Origin of the sequence: Micromonospora sp. NBC_01392, from assembly GCF_045040125.1 — a bacterium.
Taxonomy (GTDB): Bacteria; Actinomycetota; Actinomycetes; order Mycobacteriales; family Micromonosporaceae; genus Micromonospora.
This window is the reverse complement of the sequence record NZ_CP109549.1, coordinates 4,422,669-4,444,215: the sequence shown is the minus strand read 5'-3', so window position 1 is coordinate 4,444,215 and position 21,547 is coordinate 4,422,669. Positions and strand designations below refer to the sequence as shown.

The window sequence follows — 21,547 nt, the reverse complement described above, 5'->3', positions numbered from 1 at the left end:
CTATCAAGGAGGGGTGGTTGGATGCGTGTCGAACGCGACCGGTGGGGCGTACCGCAGCTGTGGGCCGACGACGTGGACGCGCTCGCGTACCTCCAGGGTCGCGTCACCGCGGACGACCGGGCCTGGCAGCTCAGCGTCGAACGGTGGCGGGCCGAGGGCCGGCTCGCCGCCCACGTCGGCGCCGCGGAGCTGCCCTGGGACCGGTTCGCCAGGCGCGCCCGCCTGGACGACACCGCCCGCCGCTGCCACGACCGACTCGACCCGGCCACCCGCCGGTGGGTCGCGGCGTACGTCGACGGCGTCAACGACGGGCTCGCCGGGGGTGCCGCCGCCGCGCCCGAGTTCGCCGCCACCGGCAGCGCGCCGGAGCCGTGGCGGCCGTGGACGCCGCTCGGCGTGTTCCTGGTCCAGCACGCGCTGTTCTCCACGTTCCCGAACAAGCTCTGGCACGCGCACGTCGCCCGCACGCTCGGCCCCGACGCGGTCGGCCGGTTCGCGGTGGAGGGGCCGGCTTCCGCCGGCAGCAACGCCTGGGCGCTGCCCGCCGACCCGGCCACCGGACGCGGCCCGCTGATCGCCGGTGACCCGCACCGGCTGCTCGAACTACCCGGCGTCTACCAGCAGATCCGGCTCGCCTGCCCGGAGTTCGACGTGGTCGGGCTGGCCTTTCCCGGCGTACCCGGGTTGCCGCACTTCGGGCACGCCGGCGAGGTCGCCTGGGCCGTCACCAACGCGATGGCCGACTACCAGGACGTCTACCGCGAACAGCTCCGCCGCGACGGCGACCGGCTGCTGGCGCGCGACGCCGCCGGCTGGGTTCCGGTTACGCGGCACGTCGAGGAGATCGAGGTGCGCGGCGGTCCGGTCGAACGCGTCGAGATCGTGGAGACGCCGCGCGGCCCGGTCGTCGACCACGACCGGGTCACCGGCGAGGCGCTCAGCCTGCGCACGCCGAGCCGCGTCGAGGCCCGGCTCGGGTTCGAGGCGCTGCTGCCGCTGCTGCGCGCCCGCCACGCCGGCGACGTCGCGGACGCGCTGCGCGCCTGGGTCGAGCCGGTCAACAGCGTGCTCGTCGCCGACCCCGGCGGCGCGGTCCGTCGCCTGGTCGCCGGCCTGGTCCCGGTACGCGACGACCACTGTCGCCGCGAGCCGGTGCCCGGCTGGGACCCGCGCCACCACTGGCGCGGCGACTACCTGCCGATGGTGGACGACAAGGTCGACGGGGTCGCGGTCTGCGCCAACGACCGTCGCCCGGACGTCGCCGCGCACGGGGTCGACTTCGCGCCGCCGCACCGCGCCCGGCGGATCCGCGCCCTGCTCGCCGACGGCGTCGAGGCGTCCACCGTGCACACCGACGCCCGCCTCCCGGCGACCCCGACGTACCGGCTGCTGCGCCGGCTCGACGCCGTCGGGCTCGGCGCGCCGGCCCGCGCGCTGTGCGACCGGCTGCTGGCCTGGAACCGCGAGATGGTGGCCGACTCGCCCGACGCCGGGGCGTACGCCGCCTGGCGTGCCGCGCTCGCCCGCCGGTTGATCGCCCACCCGTCGCTGCGGGCGTTGCACGAGCCGTCCGGGTACGACGAGCTGTTCACCCCCTGGACCGACCCGGCGACCCGGATCGGCCTGGCCCTGGACCACCTCGTCGAGGAGCCCGGCGTCGACGTCGTGTCGCTCGGCGTCGACGCGCTGGTCGAGGTGGCCGCCGGGCCGCCGCCCGAGCCGTGGGGTCGCCGGCACCTGCCGCACCCGCTGCACCTGGGCGTGGCCGCCGGGACCTCGGCCGCCGTCGCCGCGATGCGGGAGCGGGCCGCGCTCGGCGGGGACACCGACTGCGTGCTGGCCACGTCCGGCGTTCCCGGCGTCTCCGACACCTGCTGGCGGGGCCCGGTCGCCCGCTACGTCTGGGACCTGACCGACCAGGCGGCCAGCCGCTGGATCGTCCCGTTCGGCGCGTCCGGGCGGCCCGGCCATCCGCACTTCACCGACCAGTTTCCGCACTGGGCCGCCGGGACGCTGGTCCCGGTGCCCGCCGACCCTCTTCCGAAGGACCACACCATGACGATTCCCCTGGAGCGCGACCCCGACCTCGGTGCGCTGGCGTTGACGCCGGTGCGCCCGGACCGGCACGCCGAGCTGCTGCACGGCTGGGTCACGTTGCCCCGCAACCGGTTCTGGGGCATGGGCGCGCACACCCGCGACGAGGTGCGCGAGGTCTACGCCTTCCTGGCCGGGTTGGACACCCACCACGCGTACCTGATCATGCTGGACGACGAGCCGGTCGGGCTGTTCCAGACCTACCGGCCGGAGGCGGACCCGGTGGGGGAGCGGTACCCGGTCCGCCCCGGCGACGTCGGCATGCACCTGCTGCTCAACCCACCCCGACGGTACGCGCGCGGCCTCACCTCGGCCGTCGTCCCGGCGCTGCTCCGGTTCCTGCTGCGCGACCCGGCCGCCCGGCGGGTGGTGGTCGAGCCGGACGTACGCAACGAGGCCGCGCTGCGTCGACTGCGGATCGAGGGGTTCGAGTTCGCCGACGAGATCGACCTGCCGGAGAAGCGCGCCCAGTTGGCGTTCCTCACCCGCGAACGGTTCGAGGCCGCCGCCCCGGCAGACGACCCGGTCAGACCTCGGTGAGCCGGACCGCGTCGGCGATGATGAGGCCGGCGGCGGAACTCCACCGGCTCACCGCCACCCGGTCGGCGTCGCCGGCGGCCAGCGTGAACGTGCCGAGGGTGCGCCACTGCCCGCCGGTCGCCCGCTGGTCGACGTAGACGGTCCGGTTGCCGGTGGTGGTGGCCACGACGTACGGCGTCGAGGCGTTGTAGCCCGCGTTCGCCGGCCACCACGCCTCGACCCGGTAGTTGCCGGTGCGCGGGACGTTGAACTTGTACCAGGCGGCGTCGCTGGCGGCGACCGGGTCGGCGTAGCGGTAGTCGGCGCCGTAGCGCTGCCCGGAGAAGGACGAGACGCCCCAGTTGCCGCTGGCGGAGAACCGGCCGGCGGTCGCGTTGTCCACGATCGAGGACCAGCCGCCGCCACCGCCGGCCATCTTCGCCGCGACGTCGGCCCGCATCGTGTTCAGGTCGATGAAGGACGGGTCGATCTTGCCGGTGGTGCTGGTCTCCCGGTGCCCACGGGCATAGCTGGAGTCCTTGCCGAGCCGGGTGAGCACGGCGGCGGTGGCGGCGATGCTGGCGGTGTACTGCGCGGTGGTCATCCGCTGGTCCACGCCGTTGTAGTCGATCTCCCACCCGATCATCAGGGTGTTGCCGTCGCCGGCCGGGATCGGCCCGCTGCCGCCGCTGACGCCGGCGTGGTTGCACCGACCGGCGGAGATCACGTGGAACACGCCGTGGTAGTCGACGAGCGCCTGGCAGAGCGGGCCGGCCAGGTCGGGGCGACCGTTGATGCAGATGTTCAACGCCGGGTGCGGGTTGGTGGCGCTGGAGGTGGCCGCGGTGTGGTGCCACAGCACGCCGATCGGGTCGAACGAGCCGGGGCGGGCCCGGTTGAGCCAGTCGCCCTCCACGACGACCTGCACGCCGGCGGCCCGTAGCACGTCCACCAGCCAGGGAATCGTGGCCATCACCGCTCCTGGAGCAGGTCGGCCAGGCACTCCGCCTTCGGCGCGGCGACGGCCGCGCCGGGACGGGCGACCACGGTCAGCGCGGCGGCCACCAGGGCCGGGATGCCGAGCAGACCTCGGCGCCGCAGACGGACGGATCGGGACGTGGGCATGGCGCTCCTTCGGCGACGGCGCTCGGCATCCGGTCGATCGACGGATGTGAGTGCGGGCACGCTATCCCGGCGCGGGCCACCCTGTCGATACCCTTCACCCATACTCTTCCGAGCGAAAATATTCGCCGGCGATCGGGGTTCGCCGAGCGGCGACGAGCCGGCCCCGCCGCTCGGCGGGACCGGCTCGGCCGGGGGATCGACTCAGTTCAGGTGGGCCAGCAGCGCGGTCGCCATGCCCTGCTCGCCCCGGGCGTTCGGGTGGAACGGCGCGGCCGAGTTCTGCGGCACCAGGCCCTCCACCCAGCGGGTGCCGCTGCTCTTGCACGCGTCCTTGCCGATCGACGGGGTGTAGACGTCGGCGTAGCTCGCGCCGTTGGCCGCCGCGGTGTCGGCCAGCATGTTGTTCAGCGCCTTCTCCACCCCGCGCAGGTACGGCACGTCCTGGTAGGCGATCGGCACCACCGGCCAGCACCCGTACCCGCTGTCCGGCAGGATCGCCGGGTAGCCGAGCACCACGACCCGCGCGTTCGGCGCGGCCTGCCGGACCGCGCGCAGCACGGTGGTCACCTTCGGCACGGTGGCGGCGATCCGGGCCCGGAGCTGGTCGGTGCCGCCGGCGGTGAACCGGTTCTTGCACGGCGAGCCGAGCGGGCTGCTGACGCTCGCCTCCGCGCAGTCGCTGATGATCCCGGAGAACCCGATGTCGTTGCCCCCGATCTGCACCGTCACCAGCGCCGTGGCCGACGTGACGGCGTTGAGCTGCGGCGGCAGGTTGATGCCGAGCTGGCCGTCGCCGCCGTACAGGATGTCGTCGGTGGTCGCGCCGGAGCAGCTCACGTCCGCGAACGACGACGACCCGGCGGACGCGGCGACAAGCGTCGGGTAGTTGCGGTTGGACCGCAGGCAGTTCAGGTCGACCTGGGTGGGGATCAGCGGGCCGGCGGTGTACGAGTCGCCGAGCGCCACGTAACGCCCGGCGGGCACGGCGGCGTTGGCGGGCGCGGTGACGGCGAGCAGTACGCCGGCGGTGGCCGCGGCGAGCGCGGCCAGTCGTGCGGCCGTACGCCTCAGCGGCAGGTGGGGACGGTTCATGGCGCCCTCCCGGAGCGGGATCAGGGGGTGGTGGTGGTCGGGAGTCTGCCGATGCCGGTGATGTTCGTCAATATGGGCAGGGCTCACTAAGGGGTGGTCGGGGGTGTGGGCCGGCCCCTTGCCGAGGACCGGCCCGCCACCCGTCCGGTCAGGGACCGCTGACGATGCTTGTCACCTGGTGGCCGCTGTCGACGGTGGCCCCGGTGTCGTTGATGACGTGGCTGATGGTGCCGACACCGCCCAGCGAGACCGTCACCATGTTGCGGAACCGCACGCCGGAGCGTGCCGGCACCTCGAACGCGCGTGCGCTCACCACGGCCGGGTTGACGTTGAAGAAGCAGTAGCTGCCCAACCCCCACGCCTGGTGGTTGGTGACCGAGTCGGCCACCTTGTACGCCGCCCAGCCCCGGGTCGACCCGTTCATCCAGGCGGCCTGGTTCGGCGGGTCGTAGGGCATCTCGTTCTGATAGAAGTAGGTCCGCCCGTTCTCGCCGTTCCAGATGGTCTGGTACTGCTGGTAGTGCTCCACGAACAGGCCGTAGAACGTGACGTCGTCGCCGTCGACGACCAGCCCGTTGCGGCCGGTGTTGACGGTCCAGCCGACCGTGCCGCTGTTGCCGTGGTCGGCCCGCCAGATCCAGGCGTGGTCACCGATCACGTCGTCGCTGTTGATCTGCATGCTCACCGTCGCCCGGCCGGCGATCGCGCCACCGACCCGGACGAAGACGTCGGAGAGCACGGTCGGGTCGGCGGCGTGGTCGGCGCTCGACCCGGGCGGCCCGACCTGGAGCAGCACGGCCGAGTTTGTGGTGCCGGCGTCGAAGAGCACGCCGGCCAGCCGTACCCCGTCGACGTCGGCGATCGTCATCGCGGTGACACCGTTGCGCGGCACGAACGTGGCCAGGCCCAGGCCGAGCACGACGGTGCCCGGCCGGGTCACGTTCAGCGTCTGGTCGAGCTGGTAGACGCCGGGGGTGACCAGCAGGTGCCGCCCGGCGGCCAGCGCCGCGTTGATGCTCGCCGCGGTGTCGCCCGGCCGCACGATCTGGAACTGGCTCAGCGAGATCGACCGCCCGGCCGGGGTGCCGGCGGCCCAGGTGGTGCCGGCGGTGTCGGTGCGCTTCGCGGGCACGAACACCCGGTACGCCCCGGCCGAGTCCACGTACAGGTAGGGCTTCTCGGCCACCACCGGGGCGGTGCCGACAGTGGTGTACGGCGGGTTCGGGAAGCTGTTGCCCGGCGCACCCGACACGCCCACGAAGACCTGGTTCCAGTTGGACCCGGTCCAGCCGCCGATCTGCGAGCTGCGGGTGATCCACTGCTGCTGCGAGCCGGACTGGATCTGCCCGTCGACGATCGTGTCGGAGATCCAGCCTCCGGAGGACCAGCCGCCGTCGGAGAGCGCCAGGTTGCCGCGCACGTGCATCCGGCGGTACGGCGCGGCCTGCGACACCGACCACCGCTCCAGCCCGCCGGTCGGGTTGACGGTCAGCCCCTCCGCCGAGCGCCAGAAGTTCTGGGTGGCGTTCTGCGAGCCGTCCGGCCACCAGTCCGCCTCGACGTGCACCCGGCCGTTGACGGTGGTCTGGCCCGGGGTGAGGCCCAGGCCGGCGACCTGGGTGAAGAAGCCGACGTTGGCGTCCACCGCGTAGCTGCCCGGCTTGAACAGCAACGCGTACCGGGCGTTGCCGAACTGGTTGGTCTCCTGCTGGGCGAAGACCGTGTTCAGCCGGTTCTGGATGGTCGAGGTCGACATCGACGGGTCGAAGACGCTGACGTTCGGGCCGAGGTCCGGATTGGTCACCGGCGTGTCCGAGGGGGGTGGCCCGGTGGGGGTCGGCGGCGGGGTGGTCGGGGTGCTCACGCCGGTCAGTGTCCACTTCTGGTTGGCCGAGCCGGCGCACGACCAGATCTGCAGGGGCGCGCCGTCGGCCTGGTTGTTGTCGCGGATGTCCAGGCACTTGCCGGACGCGGCGTTGACCAGGTCCCCGGCGGCGGTGAGCGTCCACCGCTGGGTGGTGACCGTGGCGTAGCAGGTCCAGATGTGCACGGCGGCGCCGTTGGCGGTTCCGTTGTTCGCGACGTCCAGGCACTTGCCCTGGGACCGCACCGAACCGTCGTCGGCGAGCGTCCACTTCTGACTGGCGACGGTCGGGTAGCAGGTCCACATGTGCGCGGTCGCGCCGTCGGCGGTGGAGTTGTTCGCCACGTCGAGACACTTGCCGTTCGCGGCGCTCACCAGCGAGCCGGTGCTGGCGGCGTACGCCCCGGTCGGGGCGAGGACGGCGACCGCGCCGACCGCGCCGAGCACGGCGGCGACCGCGCCGCACGCGGTGAGCCGGCCGGGCCATCGTCGGTACGCCGCTCCGAATCGCATCATCTCGGGCACCTTTCGTCGCCGGCACGCGTCGCGGGCGGCACGTGTGCCGTGGGGGTGGTGGGGTGGGGTGCTACCGCCACGTAACCGCGTGAGAGTGACCGGAGTCAATGAAATCGGACGGTTCCGGAACTCGGTACACGCTCGGTCACCGCCGCGCGACGATGCTCAGCGGGTCAGGCCGGCGAGCGCCGCGATCCGGGCGACGTCGGCCGCCGCCGGGTCGCGCCGGGCGATCTCGGCGAGCAGGGTACGCGCGACCGGGCGGCACCGGACCTCGGCGGGCGCGATCCGATCGGCGTCGACGAGCGCCCGCCCGGCGGCGGTGAGATCGCCGGTGGCGAGCTGGGCGCCGGCGGCGTCGACCAGATGGGCTGCTCGGTGCTCGGCCGGAAGCCGCCGCCACCCGTCGGTGCGGACGGCGTGCTGGTGCCGGCGCACCGCCTCGGCGTCGTCGCCCAGGGCGAGTGCGGCGAGGAAGCGGCCCAGCAGCACGACGGTGGGGCAGAACCCGACGTGGTGCGGGTCGTCGTCGGGCGTACCCCGGTCGGCCAGTGCGGCGGCGCGGCCGAGCAGGTTGTCGGCGTGGTGGCGGTCGTCGGCACCGGCGGCGGCGATGCCCGCCTGCACCAGCAGCGTGCCGCGTACCCCCGGATCGGTGGTGGTGTCGACGGCCGCGAGGGCGGCGGTGCGGGCGAGGCGGTGGCGGCCCAGCGCGCGCAGCGCCTGCGCGACGGCGATGCTCGCGGTGGCGGCGCGGATCGGGTCGTCGTTCGCGGTGGCGACGGCCCGGTCCGCGGCCAGCCAGGCCAGATCGGCCTCGCCGAGCTTGACGAGCACCGAGGCGGTGATCCGGTACGCCGGCAGCAGCAGGTCGGGGGTGCCGTGGACGGCGTCGAGCAGGGCGGGCAGCGCGCGCAGAAGCTGGGCGTAGTGAGCGTGCTGATAGGTCAGCCAGGCGTGCGCGACGTGCCGTCGCACCTGCTCCGCCTCTGCTTTCGGGGAGGGTGGACGGTGGTAGCGGGCGAGCGCGGCGCGGACCGCCTCCACACCGTCCAACCCGGACTCCGCCGTCGGCACGGATCGGCGCGGATCGAGCAGGACCGCCGGGTCCACGCGGAGCACCTCGGCGATCTCCTGGATGACCGAGTGGCGGTCCAGTGCGCGTACGCCGCGTTCGACCTTGTCGACCCAGCTCTTCGACTTGCCGAGCCGGTCGGCCAGCATCTGCTGGGTCATCCGCCGACGCACCCGCCAGCGGGCCACCCGCCGCCCGATCGGCGCCTCGTCGGTCTCCCGCAGGCGCTGCCCGCTCACCGCTGCCGCCCCATTGGCGGGCGCATCGCCTCGGTGGACGCTCCACAGCGCGGACACCAGCGGGATTTCACCCGGAACGCGAGCAGCCCGAGCAGAAAGCCCGGCACCAAGCCACCAAGCGCGATCGAGACAACTGTCGACGTCATGGGGCATCACCTCCTGACCAGGTCAAGGGCCGAAAAATGGCCGACCGCGACTCGCGCCGGCGTGCACCGCTGTGACTATCCGTAGCGTCTGCATGTTGTAGCGTTACGCCTCAAGTGATGCAGTGCAAGCACATCGGAATGATCGACATGGACACGCACGTGCGGTTGGGCACGTGAAAAGGCGGTTCTCCGTGCAGAATCAGGACATGCCTCGATTCACGCCGGCCACGCCGCGCTCACGCAGACTCGGCCGCGAGCTACGCAAGCTCCGCGAAGCCATGGGGTTGACCGGGGAGGCGGCGGCGGAGATCGTCCACTGTTCCGCGTCCCGGATCAGTCGGATCGAGTCCGGCGAGATCAGACCCCGCGTCGGTGACGTCATGGAGTTGCTGGTCGCCTACGGTGTCAAGATCGACGAAGAGCCCGGGACGTCGCTGCTGGAACAGGCGCGTGGCCTCCGCGAGGACGGGTGGTGGCAACGGCTCGGCGGCAAGTACGCCACGTACATCGCCTATGAGACCGAGGCGGCCGAACTCAAGAATTTCGAGCCGATGCTGGTGCCCGGTCTACTCCAGACCGAGCGCTACGCCCGCGAGGTCAACGTCATCGGTCGAGAGGCCGACCCGGCGACTGTCGACGAGCGGGTCGCCGCCCGGATGACCCGTCAGGAGGTGCTGCGTCGGCAGCCGACGCCGCTGCGGATGCATGCCATCCTCTCCGAGGCATCGCTGCGGACCGAGGTCGGCGGCCCGGACGTGCTGCGGGAACAACTCGACCACCTGGTCGAGCTGAGCCGACTGCCGAACGTCACGATCCAGGTGCTGCGTTTCGAGGCCGGCGCGCATCTGGCGGACAGCAGCGGCTTCGCGTTGCTCACCTTCGAGCAGGACGATCCGCCGCTGGGTTACATCGAGACGTTGGCGGGCGAGCTGTTCCTGGAGTCGAGCCGTGACCTGGCGCGGCTGTCGGCGGCGTACGACAATCTGAGGATGCTGGCGCGGTCGCCGGCCGAGTCGGTGACGTTCATCAAGGAGCTGAGCAGGGATGCGACATGACACCTGGCGCAAGTCGAGCCGCTCCGGGAGCAACGGGCAGTGCGTCGAGGTGCGCGATCGGGGCGTCATGGTCGACGTGCGCGACTCCAAGGCCCCCGCGACCGGGATGTTGAGCTTCGACACCGCAGCCTGGGGCGCGTTCGTCGACAACCTGAAGCGGCGGTCCGCGCTCTCATAGATCTTGGTACGGAATGGCCCCTATCGGGGCCGTTCTCTTCCAAGGTCTCCAGACTTCTCATGAAGTGGAACATTTGATCCAGCATTCGAGAAGGTGGGGTGAGGCAAGGGCCGGCTACGCGGATGCCTTTCCTCGCGTGCGCGCTGCCGTGGACGACGTCGCGGCCAGTTCGGGCCGCGCCGGCAGGAAGACGGTGGGGACGCCCAACGACTGGTTCATCCCGGCGAGCCGCTGTTCGGCCTGGAGGTCGGTGGTGTTCCGCACGCCACGGATGATCACTCCCGCACCGTGGCGACGGCAGTAGTCGGCGGTCAACCCACGCCACGCCGCCACAGTGACGGTGGTCCACCCGGCCGGCAGGGCGGCCCGGACGGCGGCGGCCCGCTGCTCCTCGCCGCTGCCCGGCTGTTTGTCGCCGTTGACCGCGACGAGCACGACCACCTCGTCGAAGAGGCCGCGCGCCCGGTTCACCACGTCCAGGTGTCCGGGCGTCACGGGATCGAAGGTGCCGGGGTAGACGGCCCGGACGGGCGCACGTCCCGCAATCGAACCCGCCGGATGTGAACCTGCCGCTGGTTCGGCTGTCCCGGTCGTGTCGGTCCGCATGGCACGACTGTAGGTGGCCGGCGTCCCGACCTGATGATCGGCCGGAGCGAGGCAGGGGCTGGTCGAGGTGCGGCCGGTGAGTCGTTTCTGCTCTCAGCTCGACAGGCGCCGGGCGCCGGAGAGTTGCCGGCGGCTGGTCGACGCCCCGGCCGGAAGGGTGACTGTCCTCAATGGCAGGGTCATCACGGCGCTCAGGAGAAGGGCGCGACGGTATTTCTTCGTGACGCGAACTAAAGGCGGGTTCATCGTGGGTGCCGAGGTGGTGGCATCGGCGGAACCAGCCCCGTCCGGACGCGCCCATCACTGCCATTTGTCCAGTTCGCGAGTCGGGGTGCCGAGCCCGCGAGACCAGATCGTGACTTGACGCAATAGTTCGTTCGCCGTAGGAAGGAAGTGTGACAGACGTGGTGACCCCACCGACGAGCCCGGTGAGCCGGGAGCGGTCGAAGGAGATCAAGCGCAGCAGCGTGATCTCCGCCGCCCGCTCGGCCCGGGTGCTGTCCCGTGCCGAGCTGACCGAGCTGACCGGGCTGAGCCCCGCCACGCTCACCCCGCTGGTCCGGGATCTGATTGCCGAGGGCTACCTGATCGAGCGTGGCCCCGGCGCCTCCCGGGCCGGCCGCCCCCGCGCCATCCTCGAGTTCAACCCCCGCGCCGAGCTGGTCGCCGCCGTCGCGCTGGAACCGGCCCGGATCAGCTGCGAGATCGCCGACAGTGACGGCGCCGTCATCGCCCACCGCACGGTGCGGCGTACCGGCGACATCGTCGACCTGATCTGCACCGCCGTGCCGGAACTGGCCGGCGACGGGCTGCCCGCGCTGCGGGGCGTGGCCATCGCCGCGCCCGGCGTCTCCACCGGCGGCGCGGTCCGGCTCGCCCCCTCGGTCGGGCTGGTCGAGGCGCGCCCGGTGGGGGAGTCGGTGCAGCGACGGCTCGGCGTGCCGGTGGTGGTCGACAACGACGTGAACCTGATGGCCGCCGGTGAGCACGCGGCCGGCGCCGGGACCGACGTCGCCGACCTGCTCCTGCTGCACGTCGCCGACGGCATCGGCGCCGGGCTGGTGCTGGACGGGCAGGTCCGTCGCGGCTCCGGCGGCGCGGCCGGCGAGGTCGGCTTCCTGCCGCTCGACCCGGCCGACCGCGGACACGACGGCATCGGCCCGTTCGAGGCCCGCTGGTCCGCCGGCGCCATCGCCGAGCGGGTGGTGGCCCTGGCCCCGGGCCGACGGCCGGCCGCGCCGGTACGGGCGCTCGTCGAGCTGGCCGCCACCGACGAGCGGGCCGGCGCGTACCTGGCCGAGGTGCTCGCCGCCTGGGCCCGGCTCATCGTCTCCTGCGCCTGCGTGATCGACCCGGGCCGGGTGCTGCTCAGCGGCGCCGCGGCCGACCTCGACGACGCCGCCGTGGACCGGCTCCAGGCGTTGGTGTCCGCCGGCGCGCCCAGCCCGACCGAGGTCCGCCGCGCGGTCCTCGGTGACCAGGCGGTGCTGCACGGCGCGGTCAGCTACGCGCTCTCGGCCGCCGCGTCCGGCCTGTCCACCCTGCTACCCGCTCCCTGACCGCTCCATCCCCCCACAACACCCCTCGGAGGTACCCCATGAGACGTCGACTCCTGCTCGCCGGTGCGCTCGCCACCGTCCTCGCCGCCGGCACCGCCTGCGGCGGCGGCTCCGGTGACTCCGGCTCCGGCTCCGGCGAGGTCGAGAAGCTGACGATCTACACGGCCCGCGACAAGAAGGTCACCACCTTCGTCGTCGACAAGTTCACCGCCAAGTACCCCGAGTACAAGGGCAAGGTCGAGGTGCTCAACCTGGGCGCCCAGGAGATCCTGGAGCGGGTCCGGGCGGAGAAGGCCAACCCGCAGGCCGACGTCTGGTGGGGCGGCACCCAGCAGGGCCTCGCCTCGGGCGCGTCCGAGGACCTGCTCACCGGCTGGAAGCCGTCGTTCGCCGACAAGATGGACGAGAAGTACAAGGACCCGCAGGGCCGGTGGTTCGGCGAGATCCTGCTGCCCGAGGTCATCATGTACAACAACAAGGCGCTCACCCCGGAGCAGGCCCCGAAGGACTGGGACGACCTGCTGAAGCCGGAGTTCAAGGACAAGATCATCATCCGGGACGTGGCCGCGTCCGGCACCATGCGGTCGATCTACGCCTCGATGATCGTGCGGCAGTCCCCGGACGGCAGCAACCCGCAGCCCGGCTACGACTGGCTGAAGAAGCTCGACGCCAACACCGGCGCGTACGCCGCCAACCCCACCGACCTGTACCTCAAGCTGTCCCGCCAGCAGGGCACGCTGAGCGCCTGGAACCTCCAGGACATCCTGCTCCAGGCCAACCAGGCCAACATGCCGTTCGGCTACGTGATGCCGACCTCCGGCGCCCCGGTGCTGGTCGACGGTCTGGCCCAGGTCAAGGGCGGCAACAGCGAGGGCGCGCAGAAGTTCCTGGAGTTCCTCTTCGACGACTCGCTCCGCGCCGAGCTGGCCAAGGACTACTACCAGATCCCGGCCGTGGACATCGCGGAGAAGCCGGAGTGGCTGGCCCAGCTCAACCTCAAGCCGCTGGACGTCAACTGGGACGTGATCGGCAAGAACGAGACCGAGTGGATCAACCACTGGAACAGCCAGATCAAGAACAAGGGCTGACCGGCCGGGACGCCGGGTGCCGCGCGCACCCGGCGTCCCGCCGTCGCCGTTCCGCACCACCCACCCGTCACCGGTTCCGATCCGGTTACCGGACGCAAGGAGAGACATCATGATCGATGTCACGCTGGAGTCGGTGAGCAAGCGCTTCCCGCGTGCCGGCGACACCGCGGCGGTCGACGACGTCGACCTCCGCATCGGCGCGGGGGAGTTCTTCACCCTGCTCGGCCCGAGTGGCTGCGGCAAGACCACCACCCTGCGCATGGTCGCCGGCTTCTACTTCCCCAGCTCGGGCCGGATCCGGTTCGGCACCGAGGACGTCACCAACCGGCCGCCGAACAAGCGCGACACCGGCATGGTGTTCCAGAACTACGCGCTCTTCCCGCACCTGAGCGTCGCCCAGAACGTCGCGTACGGCCTGAAGATCCGCAAGGTCGGCCGGGCCGAGGCGAAGCGCCGTATCGACGAGGCGCTCGGGCAGGTCCACCTCGCCGGGTACGGCGACCGCCGCATCGACCAGCTCTCCGGCGGCCAGCAGCAGCGCGTCGCGCTGGCCCGGGCGCTGGTGATCCGGCCGCGCACGCTGCTGCTCGACGAGCCGCTGTCCAACCTCGACGCCAAGCTGCGCGAGGAGACCCGGGTCGAGATCCGCCGGATCCAGAAGGAGTCCGGCACCACCGCGCTCTACGTCACCCACGACCAGGCCGAGGCGATGGCCATGTCCGACCGGATCGCCGTGATGGAGTCCGGCCGGGTCCGGCAGGTCGGCACGCCGCAGGAGATCTACCACCGGCCGGCCACCTCGTTCGTGGCCCGGTTCATCGGCCGCAGCAACGTGCTCAGCCTGCCGGTGGTGACCGCCGGCCCGGAACGGGTGACGGTGGCGCTGCCCGGCGGATGGGAGGTCCCGGTCGCCGCGCCGGTCGACCACGGGCTCCGCGAGGGCGGCACCGCGCTGGTCAGCGTGCGGCCCGAGCACATCGCGCTCGGGGCGGGCACCGACCAGGGCGCGCTGCCCGGCCGGGTCACCGAGCTGGAGTTCACCGGCATGGCCACCAACCTGCTGGTCGACGTGGCCGGCGAGCCGGTGCAGGTGGCCGCGATCGACGTCCCGGCCGGGCTGGCCGTGGGCGACCAGGTCGGGCTGCGCCTGCCCCCGGAGCGGATGTGGGTGGTGAACTCTTGAGCACCATCCCCGCGACCCCGAGCGCGGCCACCGTCCCGCCGATCACCGAGGACCCGACGCCTCCGGGCGGCCGGCGCTCCCGCCGCCCGCAGCTCAACGCCAACTCGCGCTGGTTCCCGTACCTGCTGGTGTTCCCGCTGGTCCTGATCCTCTTCGGCTACGTGGTGCAGCCGATGCTCGCCACGTTCGGCGAGAGCGTCGGCGTGGACGGCCCGGAGAACTGGGCCAGCTTCCTCACCGGCGACGGCGTGGCCCGCTCCGCGCTGCTCACCTCGCTGATGATCTCCGCCGCGAGCGTGTTCCTGTGCGGCATCGTCGGCGTGGCCATGGCGTTCCTGCTGAAGCGGTTCTCGTTCCCCGGCCGCCGGCTCATCGAGGCGATCATCCTGGTGCCGGCGGCGCTGCCGCCGCTGATCGGGGCGATCTCGTTCCAGCTCCTCTACAGCGAGACCGGCATCCTGCCCCGGGCGCTGCAACAGCTCCTCGGCACCGAGAACCCGGTGCTGCCGTTCAGCGGCATCGCCGGCGTGCTGGTGGTGCACACGTTCACCATGTACCCGTTCTTCTACCTGGCCACGTCCGCCGCGCTGATGGGCATGGACCCGTCGGTGGAGGAGGCCGCCTACAACCTGGGCGCCGGCCGGGTGCGGGTGTGGCGGACCGTGCTGCTGCCGATGCTCACCCCGGCGCTGGTCTCCGCCTCGCTACTGGTCTTCATGACGTCGCTGGCGTCGTACACCGCTCCGCTGCTGTTCGGGGTGGACCGCACCATGACCATGCAGATCTACATCAACCGCACCAACGGCGACCTGCCGATGGCCTCGACCTACGCGTCGGTGCTGGCGGTCGTCTCGGTGCTGTTCCTGCTCGGCATGCGCTGGTACGAGGGGCGGCGCAGTTACCGCTCGCAGTCCAAGGGCGTGGCCAGCCACCGCCGCGAGCTGACCAACCCGTTCGCCCGCTGGCTGGCGCTGGCCGCCTCGCTGCTCGCCGTGGTGGTGCTGCTCGCCCCGGTGGCGACCATCGCGCTGGTGGCGTTCTCCGAGGACGGGACGTGGACCACCGAGGTGATCCCGTCCGGCTACACCACGCAGAACTTCGTCACCATCTTCTCCGACCCGGACGCGTACCGGCCGATCGTCAACTCGCTCCAGATGAGCCTGCTGGCCACCGTCGGCTGCGTCGTGGTCGGCGTGCTCATCGCGTACGCGGTGCGCCGGCTCGACTTCCGCGGGCGTGGCCTGCTCGACGTCGCGGTCATGCTGGCCTGGGCGCTGCCCGGCACGGTGGTGGCGATCAACCTGATCTCGGCGTTCAGCACCGGCAACGCGTTCAGTTTCGGTCAGGTGCTGATCGGCACGTTCTGGATCATGCCGCTGGCGTACTTCGTGCGGTTCCTGCCGCTGGTGTTCCGGTCCAGCTCGGCCACGCTGGCCCAGCTCGACCCGTCGCTGGAGGAGGCCGCCCGCAACCTCGGCGCGTCCTGGGCGCGGGCGTTCGGCACGGTCACGCTGCGGCTGATGCTGCCGGGCGTGCTGGCCGGCGCGCTGCTCGCATTCGTCAACGGTGTCGGCGAGTTCGTCGCCTCGGTGCTCATCTACACGTCGGAGACCGCGCCGATCTCGGTGGAGATCAACAACCGGATGTACTCGTTCGAGGTCGGCACCGCCGCCGCGTACGGCATGCTCCAGGTTGTGTTGATCTTCGTGGTGATGGTGGTGTCCGGCCGCTTGCAGAACGGCGGCCGGGCCGCCCGGGAGGCGACGAAGTGGACGGCGTGACCGATCTGTGGCCGGCCGGCGGCGGGCTGCTGCCCGCCGCCGAGATTCCCGGCGGCGAACTGGCCGACGTCGTGGCGGCGGCCGACTTCGCGGTGCTGCCGGTCGGCGCCGTCGAGTGGCACGGGCCGCACCTGCCGCTCGGCGCCGACCTCATCCTCGCCGAGGGCTTCGCCGGCGAGAGCGCCGCGCCCGGGCCCGGCCCGCGCGGTGTGCTGTTCCCGCCGGTCGCGTACGCGGCCTGCCCCGGCCAGACCCGCCCCTGGCCCGGCACGGTGGCGATCCGGCCGGAGATCGCGGTCGGCTACCTCGCCGACGTGATCGAGGGCATCGTGGCGGCCGGTTTCCCCCGGCTGCTGGTGGTCAACGGCCACGACGCCAACATGTCCACCGTGCGGGCCGCCATGGAGTGGGTCTCCGGGCGGCGCACCGCCAGCCTGCTGCTGGTCAACTGGTTCCAACTGGTCACCCCGGCGGAGACCGGCGCGCTCTACGGCGACGTGGTCGCCCGCGGGCACGGCGGCGCGTACGAGACGTCCGGCGTGCTCGGCTTCGCGCCGCAGACGGTGCGCCTGGACGCCGCCACCGACCTGCCGCCGCGCCCCAAGCTGCCGGTGACCCACCCGTACGTGCTCGTCGAGTCGCGGCCCGACCCGTGGCAGGGCTGGTCCGGGCACGTGTCGCGGGCCACCGAGCAGGCCGGCCGGACGGTGCGCGCCACGGCCGGCGCGCGGCTGCGCGAGATCGTGGCCGCCTGGGTGGCCGCCCCGATGCCGGCCCCGCCCACCGCCGACCCGCTACCTCAGGAGGACGTGTGACAGTCGACCGGGGACTGGACGTCGTCGACTTCCACCTGCACTTCCGCATCGGCGCCGACGAGACGATCCACGCCTGCGAGGACGCCGCCGGGATGCACCCGGGCGGTGCCCACGAACGCGAGGTGCGGGCCGCCGGCTCCGCGCCGTACGCCCGGCAGTGGCGTCGGGCCTGGAGCTTCCCCGACCCGGAGCCGCCGGCCGAGCGCTGGCAGGACGAGGCGGACCGGTGGGCCGAGGAGTTGCGCGCGGTGCGGGTGCGCCGGGCGGTCTTCGTCACCGGCGGCGGCAACGACGCGCTCGCCGACGTGGTCGACCGCCACCCCGACCTGCTGCTCGGCCTCGCCCACCACGACCCGTACGGCCCGGACGCGGCGGCCGAGCTGGAGCGTGCGGTCACCGAGCGGGGGCTGCGCGGGTTGAAGCTGTTCGCGCCGCTGCTGCGCGGCCCGCTCGACCACGAGGACCTCGATCCGCTCTGGGCCACCGCCCAGCGTCTCGGCGTGCCGGTGCTGATCCACATCGGTCACTACGGCAGCGCCGGCGGTCTGCCCGTCGGCCGGTACGGCGGCCCGGACGAGCTGGTCCGGATGGCCCGCCGGTTCCCCGAGCTGAACGTGGTAGTGCCGCACTTCGGCGTCCAGCACGTGCAGGAGCTGTTCTTCGCCGCCTGGGGCTGCCCCAACATCTCCATCGACACGTCCGGCTCGAACCAGTGGGTGCGCTGGATGCCGTACCGGCTCACGTTGGAGGACCTGTTCCGCCGCTGCTACGAGACGATCGGCCCGCAGCGCATCGTCTACGGCAGCGACTCGTCCTGGTTCCCGCGCGGCTACGTCACCCGCTACCTCGACGACCAGCTCCGCGTCTGCCACGAGCTGGGCCTGCCCGAGGACCACCTGCGCGCGATCTTCGCCGGGAACGCCGAGCGGCTGCTCGGCCTGACCGCGAACCGGAAGGAAACCCGATGAGCACGCTGACCACCTACCAGCGCCACCACCTGGCCCCGACCTACGACCACCACGTCGGTCACCTCTACCCGGCCATGGTGCGCGCCAGCCAGGCGCACGTGGTGATGCTGACCGAGCAGCGGCTGATCCCCGCCGACCGCGGGGCCCGGCTGCTGCGCGGCCTGGCCGAGCTGCGCGCCGACACCACCGCCCTGCCGGCGTACGACGGCAGCTTCGAGGACACCTACTACCTGCTGGAGAAGCGCCTCGCCGCGGCGTGCGGCATTCCCACCTCGGAACTGGACGTACAGCTCGCCCGTAGCCGCAACGACCTGGACGCCGGCGTGTTCCGGATGCTGCTGCGCGACCAGCTCGTCGAGGTGCTCCAGCGGGTGCTGGACACCGGCCGCACCGCGCTGGCCCAGGCCGACCGGTACGCCGACGTGGTCATCACCGGCTACACCCACCGCCGGCCGGCCCAGCCCACCACCATCGGGCACGCGCTGGCCGGCTACGCCGAGGCGCTGGTCAACCAGGCCGCCGCGTACGCCGACGTGATCGACCAGCTCAACGTCTCGCCGCTGGGCTCCTGCGCGTTCGCCGGCACCGACCTGGACATCGACCCGGCCCGGGTGGCCGAGCTGCTCGGCTTCGCCGGCCTGGTCACCAACTCGTACGAGGCGGTGGCCGGCGCCGACCACCTGGTCCGGGTCGGCACGCTCAACGCGCGGGCGCTGGCCACCGGCGCCCGGCTGGCCCGCACGCTGATGGACTGGCTGAGCTGGCAGTGGGTCACCACGCCGGGGGACTTCACCCAGGGCAGCAGCATCATGCCGCAGAAGCGCAACCCGGTGGTGCTGGAGCACCTCGTCTCGTACGCCGGGCAGGCCGCCGCGGACGCCGCGTCGGTGCTCAACAACGTGGGCGCCGCCTGGTGGGAGGACTCCAACAACGCCACCACCGACGTGCAGGTGCGGCTCTGGGAGAGCAACGACCGCGCCGAGCGGTTCTTCACGCTGGTCGGCGGCTTCCTCGCCGAGATCGCGCCGCTGAGCCCGCCCAGCCGGGAGGAGATCGTCGCCTCCGGCGCGACCACCACCGCGGCGGCGGACGCGTTGACCCGCCACGGCGTGCCGTTCCGGGCCGCGCACTCGCTCGTCGGCCGGCTGGTGCGCGACGGCGGGCCGGACACCTGGACCCCGGACGGTGTCCGCGCCGCCGCCGACGGGATCACCGGTGCGCTCGACGACGCCGCGGTCGCCGACCTCATCGCCGCCGCGGTCCGGCCGGAGCTGGTGCTCCAGCGGGCGCAGGCCGACGGGCCGGGCGCCCGCGCGGTCCGTACCCAGGTGGGGGTCCTCTCCGCCGCGCTCGACCCGGTCGCCGACCGGCTGAGCGCCGTGCGGGGGTTGCTGCGCCAGGCGGACGACATCCTGGACGCCGTGGCCGCCGAGCTGGGGGCGCGGTGACCGTGCGACTGTCCGATCCGTCCGTCACCGGCACGCGCCCGCCGGGGCTGCTGCTCGGCATCGACTTCGGCGGCACGAAGATGGCGGTCGGGGTGTCCGACGCCGACGGCCGGCTGCTGGCCCACCGGCGGGTGCCCACGCACGCCGAGCAGGGCGCGCCGCAGGCGCTGTCCCGGGCGCTGAAGCTCGCCGTTGACCTGGTCGGCGAGGTCGGCGGCCCACTCGCCGCCGCGGGCGTGGCGTCGCCCGGCGTGGTCCGCCCGGACGGCATCGACCTGGCGCCCAACGTGCCCGGCTGGGAACGGCTGCGGCTGGCCGACGCGGTCCGCGACGCGCTGGACGTGCCCCGGGTCGCGGTGGACAACGACCTGAACGCCGCCGCGCTGGCCGAGCTGCGGCTGGGCGCGCTGCGCGGCGTCGACCCCGGGCTGGTGGTGGGCATCGGCACCGGGATCGCGGCGGCCGTGACGGTCGGCGGCGCGGTGCTGCCGGGCCATCGCGGCGCGGCCGGCGAGATCGGGTACGCGGTGGCCGGCGGGCCCTGGCCGGGCACGATGCTGGAGCTGGACTTCTCCGGCCGGGCGCTGGACCGGCTCGCCGCCGACCTCGGCGTGCCGGACGGGGCGGCCGGCCTCACCGCCGCGGCCGAGACGCCGGGCGCGGCGCGCGACGCGCTGGCCGCCCGGGTCGACGAGGCGGCCCGGACGCTGGTGACGTGCTGCCTGCTGCTCGATCCGCAGCGGATCGTGCTGGTCGGCGGCGTGACGCGCAGCGTGGTGATCCGGCGGATGCTCGTCGACCGGCTGACCGAGGCGCTGCCGCACCCGCCCGACGTGGTGCGTTCCCGCTTCGCCGACGACTCGGCGTTGTACGGCGCGCTGGCGCTGGCCCGGGACACGGTGCCCGTCCCACACTGAGCGCTTTGTCGATGTAGCGTGTGTCACAGTTTTGTATACCCCCGGTGACCGGCCCCGATGCCGACATCCGTTGTGCCGCAACGGATCCGGCCTGGTGAGGTGCGGCCGCCGGACGCGCCACGCGCCGCGCCGGGCACGCACCGGAACCGACTCGGCACCGGTGGTGAAGACCGATCGAACTTCGGTGATCGCGGATTTGCACCCGTCATTACGCTGCGGGGTGGTTGATCGCCGGAACCACGGACGACAGGTGGAAGAACCTCAGATGAGTGACAATCACCCTCCCTACGGAGGTTATCCGGACCCGAACGCCGGAGCGTGGGGCAACCAGCCCGACCCCAACGCGCCCTACGGCCAGCAGCCGGCCTCCGGCGCGCCCTACGGCCAGCAGCCGGCGTCGGGTGCCCCGTACGGCACGCCGCCCGCGTCCGGCGCGCCCTACGGCACACAGCCGGCCTCCGGTGCGCCGTTCGGCGCCCAGCCGGGTGCGCCGTACCAGGGGCAGCCCGGCTATCCCCCGCCGGCGCCGTTCGCGCCGGTCCCGCCGCCGGCCAAGTCGAAGAAGGGCCTGATCGTCGGCCTCGCCGCCGGCGCGGTGACGCTCACGCTGCTGTGCTGCGGCGGCGGGCTCGCCTACGTCGCGTTCGGTGGGGACGACAAGGACGACCCGACGCCGATCGCGTCCGGCAGCGCGACTCCCGGGCCCGGCGCCTCGACGCCCGGCCCGACCGAGTCCGCGCCGGAGTCGACCGGGCCGGACGAGCCGTCCAACAACGACGCGCTGACCGCCCGCTACTCCAGCGAGATGTCCGCGGTCTGCGACGGCGGGGCGATCCTCAACGCCGCCCCGTACACCACCCCGGCGAACGCGAAGGCGTACGTCTTCTCGAACTCCCCGGACCGGCCGTCGTACTGGTCGCAGAAGTCCTTCAGCTCGGAGAAGCCGTACTACGCCAAGTCGGCGGACTTCGCCACCGTGTCGGTGATCGGCTGCCTCAAGATGGTCGACGGCAGCGAGGGCACGCCGAAGAAGTGCCAGTACAAGGCCAGCGACGGCAAGGCCGTCACGGTCGACTACATCTCCTCCCGGTACACGCTGACGTTCCACGCGGCGAAGACCGGCGAGAAGATCGGCGACGGCGGCACCGTGACCGCGCCGGCCGCCCGCTGCCCGAGCTTCATCTCCTACAACAAGGTGACGATGAGGTCGTACGCGGCGCCGGACAGCGGCACCATGGAGGCGGCGCTCGACCGCTTCCTGAAGTAGGCAGGTGTTAAC

Annotated in this window: 18 protein-coding genes and 1 pseudogene; 13 read left to right on the top strand and 6 right to left on the bottom strand. The window is 72.7% G+C overall.

The window, feature by feature from the left end; genetic code table 11:
• Positions 1–21: 21 nt before the first annotated feature.
• Together OG767_RS19410 and OG767_RS19405 are read left to right on the top strand one after the other, a co-directional pair.
• A pseudogene (locus OG767_RS19410) lies at positions 22–2,034 on the top strand (penicillin acylase family protein); the annotation flags it as partial.
• 21 nt (positions 2,035–2,055) lie between these two features.
• Positions 2,056–2,634 carry a GNAT family N-acetyltransferase gene (locus OG767_RS19405; protein ID WP_405094251.1) on the top strand — a complete coding sequence of 193 codons (579 nt, stop codon included), beginning with the start codon at positions 2,056–2,058 and terminating at the stop codon, positions 2,632–2,634.
• Here OG767_RS19405 and OG767_RS19400 read toward each other — a convergent pair.
• The 5 genes from OG767_RS19400 to OG767_RS19380 form a co-directional block, all read right to left on the bottom strand.
• Positions 2,621–3,586, bottom strand: coding sequence for an N-acetylmuramoyl-L-alanine amidase (locus tag OG767_RS19400; protein ID WP_405089848.1), 966 nt, complete (start codon positions 3,584–3,586; stop codon positions 2,621–2,623). The two genes, OG767_RS19405 and OG767_RS19400, sit on opposite strands and share 14 nt — an antisense overlap.
• A complete protein-coding gene (locus OG767_RS19395; RefSeq protein ID WP_281942069.1) occupies positions 3,586–3,738 on the bottom strand; it encodes a hypothetical protein in 153 nt (50 codons plus the stop codon). Before OG767_RS19395 ends, OG767_RS19400 begins: the two co-directional genes overlap by 1 nt.
• 201 nt (positions 3,739–3,939) lie before the next feature.
• Complete coding sequence (locus OG767_RS19390) at positions 3,940–4,830, bottom strand: SGNH/GDSL hydrolase family protein (RefSeq protein ID WP_405089847.1); 891 nt, start codon at positions 4,828–4,830, stop codon at positions 3,940–3,942.
• 148 nt (positions 4,831–4,978) lie between these two features.
• Positions 4,979–7,210, bottom strand: a complete 2,232-nt coding sequence (locus OG767_RS19385) for a ricin-type beta-trefoil lectin domain protein (protein ID WP_405089846.1) — start codon at positions 7,208–7,210, stop codon at positions 4,979–4,981.
• A gap of 165 nt (positions 7,211–7,375) precedes the next feature.
• Positions 7,376–8,524 (bottom strand): helix-turn-helix domain-containing protein, encoded by a 1,149-nt coding sequence (locus OG767_RS19380; RefSeq protein ID WP_405089845.1) that lies wholly within the window; start codon positions 8,522–8,524, stop codon positions 7,376–7,378.
• A 352-nt stretch (positions 8,525–8,876) separates the two neighbouring features.
• Here OG767_RS19380 and OG767_RS19375 point away from each other — a divergent pair, with 352 nt between their 5' ends.
• Both OG767_RS19375 and OG767_RS19370 read left to right on the top strand, forming a co-directional pair.
• Positions 8,877–9,725: a helix-turn-helix domain-containing protein gene (locus OG767_RS19375; protein WP_405089844.1), complete on the top strand. Its 849-nt coding sequence runs from the start codon at positions 8,877–8,879 to the stop codon at positions 9,723–9,725.
• The gene (locus OG767_RS19370) at positions 9,715–9,903 is read left to right on the top strand and encodes a DUF397 domain-containing protein (protein ID WP_405089843.1); all 189 of its coding nucleotides are present in this window, start codon (positions 9,715–9,717) and stop codon (positions 9,901–9,903) included. The genes OG767_RS19375 and OG767_RS19370 overlap by 11 nt, the downstream gene beginning before the upstream one ends.
• 114 nt (positions 9,904–10,017) lie before the next feature.
• On the opposite strand, the gene coaD is transcribed toward OG767_RS19370, so the two are convergent.
• On the bottom strand, positions 10,018–10,449 hold the full coding sequence (coaD, locus tag OG767_RS19365) for a pantetheine-phosphate adenylyltransferase (RefSeq protein WP_405094250.1): 432 nt from the start codon (positions 10,447–10,449) through the stop codon (positions 10,018–10,020).
• 455 nt (positions 10,450–10,904) lie between these two features.
• On the opposite strand from coaD, the gene OG767_RS19360 reads away from it, so the two are divergent.
• The 9 genes from OG767_RS19360 to OG767_RS19320 all read left to right on the top strand — a co-directional run bounded on the left by OG767_RS19360 (position 10,905) and on the right by OG767_RS19320 (position 21,535).
• Complete coding sequence (locus OG767_RS19360) at positions 10,905–12,068, top strand: ROK family protein (protein ID WP_396774705.1); 1,164 nt, start codon at positions 10,905–10,907, stop codon at positions 12,066–12,068.
• 38 nt (positions 12,069–12,106) lie between these two features.
• Positions 12,107–13,156 (top strand): extracellular solute-binding protein, encoded by a 1,050-nt coding sequence (locus OG767_RS19355; RefSeq protein WP_405089842.1) that lies wholly within the window; start codon positions 12,107–12,109, stop codon positions 13,154–13,156.
• Positions 13,157–13,265: 109 nt separating this feature from the next.
• Complete coding sequence (locus OG767_RS19350; RefSeq protein ID WP_405089841.1) at positions 13,266–14,339, top strand: ABC transporter ATP-binding protein; 1,074 nt, start codon at positions 13,266–13,268, stop codon at positions 14,337–14,339.
• A complete protein-coding gene (locus tag OG767_RS19345) occupies positions 14,336–16,120 on the top strand; it encodes an ABC transporter permease (protein ID WP_405089840.1) in 1,785 nt (594 codons plus the stop codon). Before OG767_RS19350 ends, OG767_RS19345 begins: the two co-directional genes overlap by 4 nt.
• Positions 16,117–16,935 (top strand): creatininase family protein, encoded by an 819-nt coding sequence (locus OG767_RS19340; protein ID WP_405089839.1) that lies wholly within the window; start codon positions 16,117–16,119, stop codon positions 16,933–16,935. Before OG767_RS19345 ends, OG767_RS19340 begins: the two co-directional genes overlap by 4 nt.
• Positions 16,932–17,903 (top strand): amidohydrolase family protein, encoded by a 972-nt coding sequence (locus OG767_RS19335; RefSeq protein WP_405089838.1) that lies wholly within the window; start codon positions 16,932–16,934, stop codon positions 17,901–17,903. The genes OG767_RS19340 and OG767_RS19335 overlap by 4 nt, the downstream gene beginning before the upstream one ends.
• Positions 17,900–19,351, top strand: coding sequence for a lyase family protein (locus OG767_RS19330; RefSeq protein ID WP_405089837.1), 1,452 nt, complete (start codon positions 17,900–17,902; stop codon positions 19,349–19,351). Before OG767_RS19335 ends, OG767_RS19330 begins: the two co-directional genes overlap by 4 nt.
• Complete coding sequence (locus OG767_RS19325) at positions 19,348–20,268, top strand: ROK family protein (protein WP_405089836.1); 921 nt, start codon at positions 19,348–19,350, stop codon at positions 20,266–20,268. Before OG767_RS19330 ends, OG767_RS19325 begins: the two co-directional genes overlap by 4 nt.
• Positions 20,269–20,533: 265 nt before the next feature.
• Complete coding sequence (locus OG767_RS19320) at positions 20,534–21,535, top strand: hypothetical protein (protein ID WP_405089835.1); 1,002 nt, start codon at positions 20,534–20,536, stop codon at positions 21,533–21,535.
• The last annotated feature ends 12 nt before the right edge of the window (positions 21,536–21,547 follow it).

What these genes read in the sequence shown, in the direction of transcription:
- OG767_RS19405 (WP_405094251.1), top strand. Translation starts at nt 2,056, where the DNA reads ATGACGATTCCCCTGGAGCGCGACCCCGACCTCGGTGCGCTGGCGTTG.
- OG767_RS19400 (WP_405089848.1), bottom strand. Translation starts at nt 3,586, where the DNA reads ATGGCCACGATTCCCTGGCTGGTGGACGTGCTACGGGCCGCCGGCGTG.
- OG767_RS19395 (WP_281942069.1), bottom strand. Translation starts at nt 3,738, where the DNA reads ATGCCCACGTCCCGATCCGTCCGTCTGCGGCGCCGAGGTCTGCTCGGC.
- OG767_RS19390 (WP_405089847.1), bottom strand. Translation starts at nt 4,830, where the DNA reads ATGAACCGTCCCCACCTGCCGCTGAGGCGTACGGCCGCACGACTGGCC.
- OG767_RS19385 (WP_405089846.1), bottom strand. Translation starts at nt 7,210, where the DNA reads ATGATGCGATTCGGAGCGGCGTACCGACGATGGCCCGGCCGGCTCACC.
- OG767_RS19375 (WP_405089844.1), top strand. Translation starts at nt 8,877, where the DNA reads ATGCCTCGATTCACGCCGGCCACGCCGCGCTCACGCAGACTCGGCCGC.
- OG767_RS19370 (WP_405089843.1), top strand. Translation starts at nt 9,715, where the DNA reads ATGCGACATGACACCTGGCGCAAGTCGAGCCGCTCCGGGAGCAACGGG.
- OG767_RS19355 (WP_405089842.1), top strand. Translation starts at nt 12,107, where the DNA reads ATGAGACGTCGACTCCTGCTCGCCGGTGCGCTCGCCACCGTCCTCGCC.
- OG767_RS19350 (WP_405089841.1), top strand. Translation starts at nt 13,266, where the DNA reads ATGATCGATGTCACGCTGGAGTCGGTGAGCAAGCGCTTCCCGCGTGCC.
- OG767_RS19330 (WP_405089837.1), top strand. Translation starts at nt 17,900, where the DNA reads ATGAGCACGCTGACCACCTACCAGCGCCACCACCTGGCCCCGACCTAC.
- OG767_RS19320 (WP_405089835.1), top strand. Translation starts at nt 20,534, where the DNA reads ATGAGTGACAATCACCCTCCCTACGGAGGTTATCCGGACCCGAACGCC.